We start from the raw sequence: 12,376 nt of genomic DNA, 5'->3' as shown, positions 1-12,376 counted from the left end.
AGCGACATGGGTAAAGCGGGGGGTGAACCGAAATGTACTCCCCGTCCGCATAGTGCGGTTCATCTGACCCTGCGGGCAAGTGTTTGCCCTGTTGGAGCCGTACGGGCCTAGTGGTAAGGCTTTAAACCTAGTAATGCGGCAACACTCATCTTGTCAGGAGCTAGAAAGAAGTAGCCACAGAGAAGAAGAAACAGTAAGCTCACCGCTAAAAACATAGCGTAGCCGATTGTAGAGCCCACCGTGCTGTTAGCGGAAGCATGTGAACCTATAAGCAACTTAACTAAACTATATGGCGAGTCCTTATTTCCCTTCCCACACATTATCCTTCGGGAAACTGTCCGGCACTAGCGTACTCCCCAGCGTCACCCGCTTCAGGAGTTGCTTGCTGACCACGGTCGCCGTAACCGACGTAGCGCCCGTTTCCCAGACGCTGATGCTGCGGTGGATTTTCTGGGTCGTGTTGTCGGCGAAAGTCAGGGTTAAATCAACGGGGACGGGCTTACTGCCTTTGGCTTGTACCTGAAGGTCGTAGCCGGCGGCGGTTTTGGTGACGCTGGCGATGGCCAGGTCGGGGTAGCCACCGTCGAAAAACCAGCGCTGCCAGAACCAGTTGAGGTTGCGGCCGGCCCCGGCATTCATGCTGTTGAAGAAGTCGTAGGGCATGGGGTGCTTGCCGTTCCACTGGCGGATGTAGGTGTGCAGGGCCTTGGTAAACAGCTCATCGCCGAGCATATCCTTCACGTAGAGGTAGCCCATGCCGGGCTTGGGGTAGGAGTTGAGGAAGAAGGGCATGCCGTTCTGCTGGGTGCTGAGCGTGACGATGGGCGCGTCGCTTTCGGTATCGGCGGCGGCGGCGTAGCGGGCCACGCCGTAGTCGTCGTCCAGCTTGGGGTCGATGATGCTCGAAATCAACCACTCGCCGATGGTGGCCCAGCCTTCGTCCATCCAGCCGTACTTGGTTTCGTTGATGCCCATGTAAAACGGGAACATCGTGTGGAAGATTTCGTGGTCGGTGAGCGTGATGGCGTCCTCGCGGGTTTCGGTGGGATTGTCGTTCACCATCATCGGGTACTCCATCTGGTCGAGGCCGTCGAACACGGTTTCGTGCGCGTAGGGGAAGGGCCACTTCGGAAAGGTGTAGCTCATGGCCTCCACCGTTTTGCGGCTGAAATCGATGACTTCCTCAAAGTCCTTATGCTTGGGATTGTACACGGCATCGACGCGGGTGCGGCGCTTGGTGGCGGGGTCTACCACGAGGCTGGTGGACTGCCACACGTAATGGTCGGCGGTGGCAAAGACGAAATCCGTGACGTTGCGGGCCTCGAAGCGCCAGGTGTTTTGGGCGTTGGGCGCGGTGATGTCGCGGCGCTGGGCATCCCCGGCGCTGATGATGGTGGCTACCGCGTCCTTTTGCTCGGCGTCGCGCAGGCGCTGCGCGTATTTCCTGGTCAGCACCTGGTCGGCGTTGGTCAGGTCGCCGGTGGCCCAGACCACGAAGTTTCGGGGCACCGTGACAGCGGCTTTGAAGTTGCAGAAGTCGTTGTAGAACTCCTGGTCGCCGGTGTAGGGCACGCGGTTCCAGCCGTCGATGTCGTCGTACACCGCGATGCGCGGGAAGAAGTAGGCCACGAATGCCGCGCCCGGCTCCACCTCGCCGGTGCGCTGGTGCGAGCCCTTGTTCAGAATGTAGGAGTAGGTAGCCCGCACGGTAGCCGCCTGGCGCGCCCCGAGGGCGCGGCGGAGCGGCACCGCCATGTTGGTGGCCTCAATGGCCAGCTTCTTCACATCAAATACTTCGCCGTTGATGGTCAGTGCCGAAATCTTCAAGCCCTCGCCAATATCCTCGGGCGCAAACGCCCGGCTGCGGGGCGCGCCTTTCTGGTAAATGTTGGGGTAGAGCTTGAACCAGAGCTGCCGCAGCGAATCGGGGCTGTTATTCTGGTACTTGATTTCCACGGTGCCGGCCACGCGCCGGGTGGTGGGGTCGAAGCTGACGTTGAGGTCGTAGTCGGCCGTGTTTTGCCAGTAGTTGGGGCCGGGCTGGCCGCTGGCGCTGCGGGTGCCTTTGGCGTAGGTGGCCTGCAGGTTGCGCGGTACGGGCAGCGTGGGCTGGGCGCGGGCCACTGAAACCAGCAGAAAAAAAACAGCGGCAATCCGACCAAATGGTTTCATAAGCAACAAAGTAGCAGCAGGCGCTGTGGAAGGAATAGGTACAAAGAAAATAGCAGCTACGAATTGGCCCGAACCAGGCCAGCTGGCGTCAGCGTTTGCTCGCCGTGCCAGCGGTAGGCCACCAGCTCGCCGCCCCTGGCCACGCTGTAGTCGAGGCACACGGAGTGCGGCGTGAGTAGCTGGGGCTGGCCACGCAGCCAGTAATGCCCGAAGAACACCGGCGTTTCGTCCTGATAGTAGCTGGCGTTGGGCAGGGCGGCCACATCCACGGGCTGGTCGGCCAGCGCCTCAATGGATTCCAGGTAGTAGTTGTGGTAAGTGGAAATGGCCGGGTCGCGCCACCACGCGGTGCGCACCATGGTGCGGCGGTGCCCGTCTTTATCGAAGAAATGGTGGCCGCCGGGCAGCTTTGTTTCGTGGCCTTTCAGCGTGACTTCGATGGCATTGAACTCGTCGGAACCCACCCGGCTGGCCGCCAGCAAAAATTCCGGCGTGGGCCGGGCATCGGGCAGCCACCCGTGTAATTGGGTAATGTAGCGGGCATCCCAGCAGGCGTGCACCACGCGCAGGCCCGGCAGCTCCAGAAACAGCGGCAGCGTGCGAAACCACGCCAGATAGTCCTGCCATTCGGCAAATAGCTCCCTGGTGCTGAACTCCTGAATGGTGGCGAGGTGCTGTAAAATGTGGTTCGGCCAATGGGGCCGCAGGTGCCCGCCGGCGGGGTCGAAAGCCCAGAAGGCGAGGGCGTTGTACTCGTGGTTGCCCATCACGGCCAGGGCCGCGCCGCCGTCCACCATGGCGCGCACCACTTGCAGCGTCTCACGAATGGCCGGGCCACGGTCAATAAAATCACCCACGAAAATCACTTGCCGGCCCGCCGGGTGCCGGTAGGTCCCGAGGGCATCGGGCGCGTACCCGAGCTGCTGCAGAAGCTGGCGCAACTCAGCCGCGTGGCCGTGAATGTCGCCGATAAGGTCGTACATGGGACAGAGAAGTGGAATGGGTAGAAAACCAGAACGTCATGCTGAGCTTGTCGAAGCATTTCTACCGCGCGACTAATCAGATTTAGTCGCGCGGTAGAGATGCTTCGACAAGCTCAGCATGACGTTCAAAACAGCCGTCACAGAACTTGAAAACCTACTTCAGCCGCACCAGCGTGGCCCCAAAGCCAAACTTCTCCTTGCGGGCATCCTCGAAGAACTTAATGTCCTTGTTGCGGCTCAGCTGGCGGTGAATTTCCTTGCGCAGCACCCCATTGCCCATGCCGTGAATGAACACGATTTCGTGCATGTTGGTGGCCAGGGCGCGGCTCAGGGCATCTTCAAAAGCATCGAGCTGGAGGCGCAGAATGGCGGTATTGCTCAACTCTTCCTCTTTGTTATCGGGGCGCAGGGCCTCCAGGTGCAGGTCGAATTCGTGGGCTGGCGCTACCACCGGGAACACCGGCGCGGGTGTGGCCGCCGCCACCACGGCAGCCGGCTTGGCCGGCGCGTCGCCGCTGAGCTGCGCCTTGAGGGCTGCGATGTCGATGCCGGCGGGCTTGGCCGGGGCTGGCGCGGCCGCTGGGGCCGGGGCTTCCTGGGCCAGCTGCTCGGGCGTGATGGCGGCGGCGGCTTTCTCGTCCAGCTGAAAAAGGTAGGCGTCTTTGCCAATCACCGGCGCGGGCCGCTGGCTCGAATAAAACGTGCTGGCTTTGAACGCCTGGCGCTTGGTGAGCAGCTCGTAGGCCGCCTCGCCGTTGAGGCGCGTGGGCAGCAGCTGAAACACGACGGCCGGCCAGGCTTCAAAATCCTTCATGTGCAGGAAGGAGAGGGGCTTGGTGCTGGCTTTGGGGCCCAGCTTATCAGCAGCCAGGGCGCGGTAGGGGCGGGCGCTGGTTTCCTCGCCGTAGGTAAAGAGCACATCGGCCTCGGTGTTGTTGATGAGCGTGACGCCCAAGAGCTCGGGCGACTGGTGCACCAAGGCCAGAAACACGCCTTTGGCCGCGGCTGGCTGCTTGCTGGTAGCGGCTGGCCCGCTGATTTTGGCCACACCGGCGCCATTGGACGCCACGGCGGCCAGGGCTTGCTGCAGCGAGGGCTGGACGGGCTTGGGCGGACCGGCGTTTTGGCTAGGGCGCTTGCTGTTGTCTTTTTTGCTGGCGTTGGCGTTTTTGCCGGGCACCTGGCCCACGCGGTAGTCGGGAGCGGTGCGGTTAAAGTTGTTGCCTTCTTCCTGGGCCACCACCACCACTTCGCGCCGCAGCACGGGAATGGTGAAATCATTGTCAATGGCTACTTCCACCAACTCGCTGTCGAGCAGGCGGGTAACAATTCCTTCTTCGGTGCCGGTCAGTAGCCGGACTCTATCTCCTACGTTCATAATATCTTGGGTTTGCGCTGGTAGGCGCTGTATGTAGAAAGTACATAACAGCTGCCAGCGCCGGGTGGGTTCTTCAAAAGTACGGGTAGAAGGGGAGTAACGGGTGTGTACTACGGTTTTCTGCCGATGGTAGTCTAGAGATAGAGCCCGTGGAAGCGAAAACCGTTGCGTCCGTTGTATTCCAGTGCCGGGGCCGGCAGGTGGAAAATGCTGAGCGTGTAGAACACCCGCTTCAATAATACGCTGCGAGTGGGAATTCGGCGCAAATCCACATCCAGCGACAGGTAAAACTGGCGGTAGGGGCGCAGGCCAAGCTCCGCGTTGGTGCCATCGTCGTTATACACCATATCCGCGCCGCCGTAGCCCACGGCGGGCTGCAGCCAGCGGGGCCAGCGGTTGCCGGGCCGCAGAAACGCGCCCACATCGGTGCACAGCCAGTAGGTTTGGCCGTTGTAATCCTTGAGCCAACGCTCGGGTACGTTGCTGCCCAGTACGTTGGGCCGCCGCTGGGCGTAGCCGGTGAGGTGAAACGACCATTTGGGCATGATGCGTACATCGTGCCAGGCCAGCTGTTGCGCCAGCAGGCCCGCCGAGCCCAGGAAATTAGCCGCCAAATCGGTAGCCGACGCGCCATAAGTCGGGTCGCGCCCATCGAGCAGCTCCAGCGGGCTTTGGATGGCAAAACCCACGAAGGAGCCGTACCAAATGGCTTTTTTCTCGCTCAGCCCGGCCCAGCGCAGCATGTCTACGGCCCCGCGGCTTTCCTGAAACGCACCCCAGAAGTGGCCGGCTTTGTCGAGCTGCTGCCATTCGGGCAAGTCGTTGAACCAGTGCAGGGGGACTCTCTCGCCAGTGTACCAGGCCGTGGTGAGGCCCGTGTAAATGACCCCGTAGCCCAGGGCCGAGCCACCCACCAGCAGGCGCAGGCGGCGTTTTTGCTGGGCCACCGAATCAACAGGGGCGGGTGAAGAAGTCACTGTCGGGCTCTGGCTCGGCTGGATTACCTGAGCAGCAACTAATACCGGTGCGAGGAGTGCGGCCGCTGCCACCGCCAGCAGTCGTGGCCGCAACGAAATCAACTGGCGAAAAGAAAGCGTCATGCAGGCAGAAGTGGCCGGCAAAGGTACGGCGGCTTGATGCTGCCGTGGTAGGTGTAATTGCTGAGTGGTTGAGTAAAAATGGAGTGGTGTGGCGGGCCGCAATCCTTTGCGACTCAGGATTTGCTTTGTGGCCCCCAAAGCCCGGAAAAGGGTAAAAACCGTGTTTTTAGCTAGTCAAAATTTTCCGCAAACGTTTGCGGTTTTTGGATATCATGGTCGGCTCTGCCAACTTTTTGGAGCTGTATATTAGCAGTAGCCAAGGCTGAGCATAGCCATACGCTGTGGGCCCAACCTATTCCTCGTACTCTCACTTACCTCTTCCCCAACTTTATTAATGCAAACATTTCGACGCATAGCGGGCCTGTTTCTGTTGCTGCTGACGTGGGCGGCCCAGGCGCAGGTAGTGACCTCCCAGCCGGTTTTCTTTACTGAAAATACGTCAGTTACCATCACGTACGATGCCAGCAAGGGCAATGCCGGGCTGATTAACTTCACCGGCGACGTTTACATCTGGACCGGTACCGTGACCAACCTAAGCGCCACCAACACCACGTGGCGCAACGTGAAGAGCCCCAGCTTCGGCCAGGCCGACCCCGCCGCGCTCATGACGCGCGACGCCACCAACCCCAACCTCTACCGCATCACCTTCACGCCCCGTACCTTTTACCCGGTGCCCGCCAACGAAACCATCCTGCGGTTGGGCATGATTTTCAAGAATGCGAACGGCTCCACGGTGGGCCGCGCCACTGATGGCAGCGACATTTTCGTGGACGTGTATCAGGGCGGCGCGGCTGTGCGCCTCACCCAGCCCGCCAGCGGCGGCAACCCGCTGTTCGTGGCTCCCAACGTAGCCCTGCCCGTGAGTGGCAGCAGCGCCCAGCCCGCCAACTTAGTTCTGACTCTGAACGGCGTGCAGGTGGCCCAGGCTCCCAACGCCACCACCATCAGCACTACGGCCACGCCCACCCAAACGGGGCGCAGCGTGCTCCGGCTCACGGCCGGTACCGGGGCCACGGCCGTGTCCGACTCCGTGATTCTGGTGGTACGGCCCGCCGTAACGGTGGCGGCCCTGCCCGCCGGGGCCAAAGAAGGCGTGACGTACCTGCCCGGCGGCACGTCGGTCATTCTGGCCCTCACCGCGCCCAACAAGCAGTTTGTGTACGCGGTAGGCGAGTTCAACAACTTCCAGCCGGCCAACGCGGGGTACATGAACCGTACCCCCAACGGCAATACGTGGTGGGTGCAGATTAACGGCCTCGTCGCCGGTCGGGAATACGCCTATCAGTACCTCGTGGACGGCGTGCTGCGCATCGCCGACCCCTACACCGAAAAGGTGCTCGACCCCAATAACGACCGGTTCATCCCGGCCATCACCTACCCCGGCCTGACGTACCCGGCCGGGCAAACGGGCATCATGGCCACGCTGCAAACCAATCAGCCGGCTTACCAGTGGCAGGTGAACAACTTCGTGCGGCCAGCCAAAACCGACCTCGTGATTTACGAGCTGCACCTGCGCGACTTCATTGCCCGCCACGACTACCAGACGCTGCGCGACACGCTTGGCTATTTGCAGCGCTTGGGCGTGAACTGCATCGGGCTGATGCCGGTGAACGAATTTGAGGGCAACGACAGCTGGGGTTACAACCCGAGCTTTCACCTGGCCCTCGACAAGTACTACGGCACCAAAAACAGCTTCAAGGCCTTCATCGACGAAGCCCACCGGCGCGGCATGGCCGTGGTGCTCGACGTGGTGCTGAACCACGCCTTTGGCCAGAACCCGATGTATCAGATGTACTCGGACGGCGGCGGGGCCACGGCCGACAGCCCGTGGTTCAACCGCGTGGCCACCCATCCATACAACGTCGGCAACGACTTCAACCACGAAAGCGCCTTCACCAAAACGTACAGCAAAAACGTGATGGACTACTGGGTGAACGAGTACCGCGTCGACGGCTACCGCTTCGACCTCAGCAAGGGCTTCACGCAGGTAAACACGGGTAACAACGTGGGCACGTGGGGCAACTACGACCAGTCGCGCATCAATATCTGGATGGATTATTACAACCACATGCAGGCCACCCGCGCCGGTACCTACGTCATTCTGGAACATTTTGCCGATAACAGCGAGGAAACCGTGCTGGCCAACGCCGGCATGATGCTCTGGGGCAACATGAGCGGCGACTACGGTCGGGCTGGCCAAGGCCGCAGCGCCAACTTTACCGGAGGCTATTTTGGCGCCCGTGGCTGGCAGCAATCCGGCTTGGTGACCTACATGGAAAGCCACGACGAGCAGCGCATGATGCACGAGGCCTTGGCCAGTGGCCTTTCCGACGGCGCGGGCTATGACATCAAGAACCAAACTACTGCTCTGGCTCGCATGCAAATGAACGCGGCCTTCTTCTTCCCCATCCCCGGCCCCAAAATGATTTGGCAGTTCGGGGAGCTGGGTTACGAAATCGACATCAACCAGAATGGCCGCACTGGTTCCAAGCCCATCCTTTGGAACTACCTGCAAGAGCCTGGCCGCCGCCGCTTGCGCGATACCTACGCCAACCTCATTGCCTTGCGTAAAGAGCCCGGCTTCAGTACGGCCGCATTCACTTACCAGCTCGGCAGCCAGTCGAAGGTGATGCACCTCACCGACCCAGCGCTGAAAGTGACCGTGGTAGGAAATTTTGGCGTGTTTTTCGACCAGATTGACCCCGACTTCCAGCAAACGGGCAAATGGTACAACTACCTCACCGGCGACAGCATCAACGTGACCAATACCCATGCGTTGCTCGACCTCCGTGCCGGTGAATTCGCAGTGTACACCGCCAGCCGCATTCGCCGCGTGGCCCTGGCTACCACCAGCCAAACTGTGGCCAATGCCTTGCACCTGAGTGTGGCTCCTAACCCCGCCAGCCAGCAAACCAGCCTACAGTACGTGCTGCCTAGCGCCGGTATGGTGCAGGTATCGGTGCGCAACGTGCTGGGCCAGCAGGTAGTGGCCCTGCCCGCAACCCGCGAAGCAACCGGCAGCCATACTCGCGAATTGCCACTCGGCAACTTGGCACCAGGAGTATACATCGTTCAGGTACAAGCCGCTAACCGCCAGCAGACTTTGCGTTTGGTTATCAACTGATTATAAGCCCCCGTCTTTAACAGCAAAAAGGCCCGCCGTACGTTACGGCGGGCCTTTTTGCTGTACTTGTGTGCACAATCAGGCGGGGTCTTTGCTGACTCGCGTTATTCGGCTTCGTGATAAGACACCAAGTCATCGATAGGCGAGCGGATAATTTTGCCGACCTCCATGCCATGCTTGCGGGCCACTTGCGCGAGCACGTCCCGGAAGTTATAACCTACTGAGCCCACGCAGTTAAACGAGTACTCCTTAAAACGCGGGTAGTGGACCACCAGGTTTTGGAAAAACGTTTCAAAGCCGTCCTGCACTATTTCGCGGCAATAGCTCACGTTGTTATGGTCGTAGGCAAATTTGGCAAAATTGGCTAAATATCGATTCGGCAACGGCTGGTTGTAGAGGCGGTCGAGAATGTCGTTGCGCGACCCCAGGGAATAGGTTTCGCGGAACTGCTCTTGCAGCCCGTCGGGCAGCAAGCCACGCAGGTAGTCGCGCAGCAGCCGCTTCCCAAAAAATGACCCCGACCCCTCGTCGCCCAGGAAGTACCCAAGCGAATCCACGTTGTAAGTGATTTTCGCTCCGTCGTATAAACACGAGTTGGTACCCGTGCCCAGAATGGCCGCAAAACCCGCTTGCCGGCCCAGCAAGGCCCGGGCCGCAGCCAGCAAATCCTCCGTTACGGTGGCCTTTGCCTGGGGAAATAGCTGGCGTAGGGCAGCCCCAATCACTTCGGCTTTTTGGGCCGACGATACCCCTGCGCCGTAAAAGTGCACTTCCTTTACCTGCTCCCGGGCCAGCGTATCGGGCAAGTGCTGCGTGAGAGATGCCGCAATGGCAGCAGTGTCCATGAAGTCAGGATTGTACCCCTCGGTGTTGAAATACACGCGGTTTCGGCTGTCATCGAGCAGACACCAGCTGCATTTCGTGGAGCCGCCATCGGCAATTAGTATCATAGGAAAAAAATGAGTTTGGGCGACGAAAGTAATGACCTTCCGCGGAACGAACTTGCAGGACGGAATCCAACATGCAGCAGTCGGAACTTTTTTTCATGATATCACGTATTTTTTTCGGTAAAAAAGTGCTTAATTCCTCGTTATCCGTTACTTTTATTCATACTTCAACCAATAGTTTCTCACCTCACTACTGGGTTGAAAATTTGCCAACTTTTAACCATTTTCTTTAATCAATTACTAATGAAAAAAATCTTTACCCTTGCTGCCGCCAGCTTTTTGGCTGCCGGTGCGCTCAATGCACAGGCCCAAGTAGTTCTCGATGGCCAACTGACTGCTGCTGAAATTACGGCTGGTAACTACGTGTTGCTAGGTAAATTCACCAACCCCCGCGGGTTCGGCGATGCCGGCTTGTTGAGCCTGTACGCCGCCAGCACTTCAACTAAAATGTATTTCTTTGTTGGAGGTACTGTGGAAGCCAACGGCAATGCGTTCCAGCTATATCTGGACCTGCCAGGTGCAGCCGGGGTGCCCGTTGGCACGGCGCTGCCAGCTGGTGCGGCCACTACTTCTTTCCAGAACGTGACCGCCAAACTGGACCTCGCGGCCGACTTGGCTCTGGCCCTCCGTTCCGATGGTACCGGCTACCAGATTGAAGGCGCTTACTACACGTCGCCCACCATTGGTGGTTCGGCTAAACTGACGACTACTGCCGGTACGGTGGCAGGCAATGGCACGCCCCTGGCACTGTCGGCCGGAACCACAACCGGCAACTACGCCCGCCTGGCTGGGGCCCGCGTTTCTTACCGGGTTGCGGCTACTCCTGGTGTTTCTGGCAATCCTGGCAACACGAGGATTGCTGGTCCGCCTCCTTCCTTCCCCGCTTCGTACGGCGGTGTGGGTTCATTTGGCTGGGAGATTGAGCTTGACCGCACTACGGCTGGCCTGACCGGTACCCCACAAGTATCGATGTTCGTGATTCAGAATGGCGGCGATGGCGGGTATATGTCTTCCGACTTTATCCCGCAAACTTCCGCACCCCTGACCACCAACAACGGCAACCTCGCTTCCGGGGCATTTGACTTCTCCACGCTGCCCGACCGCCAGGCTGCAACCGTTTTGCTGAGCGCGACCGGTACCGTATTGGCCAACAAAGCGGCTGATGCTGCCGCAGTGGCCATGTCGGTTTACCCTAATCCTGCCCAAGGCGTAGCCACAGTGGCTTACAACGTGGCCGGTCGTGCTGAACAAGTGAACATTGTGCTCACCGACCTGCTCGGTCGTCAGGTGCAGGTGCTTGAAAGCGGCCTCCGTTCGAGCGGTGCGCAAACCACAACAGTTAGTACCGCTGATGTTGCTGCTGGTACCTACCTGGTACGGGTGCAGGTTGGCGACAAGGTGGCCACCAGTAAAGTGGTGCTGATGTAATCTGCTGAGCTTTACCAAACAGAAAGCCCCGTCGCAAAACGCGACGGGGCTTTCTGTTTGCGGTTACGATACTTCAGTCGTTGTACCAACGGTGCGATGCGTCTGGTTGGTTAAGGCGTTGAGGGGAGCTTAACCAACCAGACGCATAGCCACTACCTGACTACCCGCCTCACAGAACAATAAATACACAGCCTGGGCCACCGTTTTACTGCAGTATTAAGCCCATCTCTCATTTGTGGGTTCCGCTCAATTCATCCGGCAGCAGACAATGGAATCTCTAAAAAAAGAGCCGCTGTGAATACAGCGGCTCTTTTTTGTCTTAAACTCTGGTGTAGTGACTAACTACTCAGGGGGTGATGGTGAGTGTGGCACCCGTTACACTGGTGCCTGAGCCAGCTACCACCAGCTTCACAGTATAGGTGCCAGCAGCGATAGTCATGTCTGGCCCGTTGGTAGTCAGAGGAATTCCCTGAGCAAAGTTTCCTGTCACACCGCCTAGATTAACACCCCAATCCTTATTCTTCCGGAACTTGAATGGACCAGCTTTAAGTGTAGTACGTGCTGTGTAAGCGTTCAGGGTACAATCCCAGTTCAGCGGAATACCATTCTCAGTCGCAGGAGTGCCACTGGGCCAACCATTGCCGGCAGGGCCCACCAGTGCCCAAGTGTCGGAATTAGGAGGCAAGCATTTTTCGTAAGGAGTAGCCGTAAACGTTTTGGTGGTGGAATAAAGAGGTGTGATATTACCCGCCACTACTGTTTTAAGCCGCACGTCAAACGAAGATGATTGTCTTACCGGCGCTTGTAGCAGAAGGAGGTTGCGGTTGAGTTCGTACACGTTCAGTGCAAGAGAAAGTGCTGAACTGGAGGAAACAGCAATATCAACCGGGGCAGCGAAGCTCGTACCAGCTTTAGCCAATTGCAAGGTATACACCACGGGTGATACCACAGCGTTACCCTCAGAAACTGAGTACGTGTAAGGCGTCCACGAGAAGGTTACTGCAGTTCTTGCCGAGTCGTTTTCCAATAGCACTCCGGCATTCGTGTTGCTTGCAGTCAGCACAGGAGCTTCGCCAAACTGAATGGCGCTACGCACCTCATCTTTTTTGCAGGCAGCAAAACTCGTAATAAGCAGGCCTGCTAACGCATAAGTAAGCCAATTTTTCATGGAAATTTGAAATAAATGAGGTGAGCGTGCGGATAGTGAATGGTATTTCCTAAACACAGCCTAGATTAATGAAAGT

The 12,376-nt window shown here is 58.7% G+C and carries 8 protein-coding genes; 2 read left to right on the top strand and 6 right to left on the bottom strand.

Annotated features, from left to right (window positions below):
- Window positions 1–300: 300 nt before the first annotated feature.
- From IEW17_RS17375 to IEW17_RS17360, 4 genes are all read right to left on the bottom strand, one after another.
- Window positions 301–2,172, bottom strand: coding sequence for a M1 family metallopeptidase (locus IEW17_RS17375; RefSeq protein WP_188563328.1), 1,872 nt, complete (start codon window positions 2,170–2,172; stop codon window positions 301–303).
- A gap of 56 nt (window positions 2,173–2,228) precedes the next feature.
- The gene (locus IEW17_RS17370; RefSeq protein ID WP_188563327.1) at window positions 2,229–3,155 is read right to left on the bottom strand and encodes a metallophosphoesterase; all 927 of its coding nucleotides are present in this window, start codon (window positions 3,153–3,155) and stop codon (window positions 2,229–2,231) included.
- Between the two features lie 154 nt (window positions 3,156–3,309).
- Entirely contained in the window at window positions 3,310–4,533 is a 1,224-nt protein-coding gene (locus tag IEW17_RS17365) for a Smr/MutS family protein (protein WP_188563326.1), read from the bottom strand.
- A 134-nt stretch (window positions 4,534–4,667) separates the two neighbouring features.
- Entirely contained in the window at window positions 4,668–5,633 is a 966-nt protein-coding gene (locus IEW17_RS17360; RefSeq protein ID WP_188563325.1) for a DUF2279 domain-containing protein, read from the bottom strand.
- 334 nt (window positions 5,634–5,967) lie between these two features.
- Here IEW17_RS17360 and IEW17_RS17355 point away from each other — a divergent pair, with 334 nt between their 5' ends.
- Entirely contained in the window at window positions 5,968–8,757 is a 2,790-nt protein-coding gene (locus IEW17_RS17355; RefSeq protein WP_188563324.1) for an alpha-amylase family glycosyl hydrolase, read from the top strand.
- Window positions 8,758–8,861: 104 nt separating this feature from the next.
- On the opposite strand, the gene IEW17_RS17350 is transcribed toward IEW17_RS17355, so the two are convergent.
- Window positions 8,862–9,707 (bottom strand): N-acetylglucosamine kinase, encoded by an 846-nt coding sequence (locus IEW17_RS17350; RefSeq protein ID WP_188563323.1) that lies wholly within the window; start codon window positions 9,705–9,707, stop codon window positions 8,862–8,864.
- A gap of 240 nt (window positions 9,708–9,947) precedes the next feature.
- Here IEW17_RS17350 and IEW17_RS17345 point away from each other — a divergent pair, with 240 nt between their 5' ends.
- The gene (locus IEW17_RS17345) at window positions 9,948–11,132 is read left to right on the top strand and encodes a T9SS type A sorting domain-containing protein (protein ID WP_188563322.1); all 1,185 of its coding nucleotides are present in this window, start codon (window positions 9,948–9,950) and stop codon (window positions 11,130–11,132) included.
- Window positions 11,133–11,478: 346 nt separating this feature from the next.
- On the opposite strand, the gene IEW17_RS17340 is transcribed toward IEW17_RS17345, so the two are convergent.
- On the bottom strand, window positions 11,479–12,300 hold the full coding sequence (locus tag IEW17_RS17340) for a SusE domain-containing protein (protein ID WP_188563321.1): 822 nt from the start codon (window positions 12,298–12,300) through the stop codon (window positions 11,479–11,481).
- Between the last annotated feature and the right edge of the window lie 76 nt (window positions 12,301–12,376).

It is taken from the genome of Hymenobacter frigidus, assembly GCF_014640435.1.
Lineage (GTDB): Bacteria > Bacteroidota > Bacteroidia > Cytophagales > Hymenobacteraceae > Hymenobacter > Hymenobacter frigidus.
Note: the sequence above shows the minus strand (reverse complement) of the source record. Positions and strands in the feature narration are given on the sequence as shown.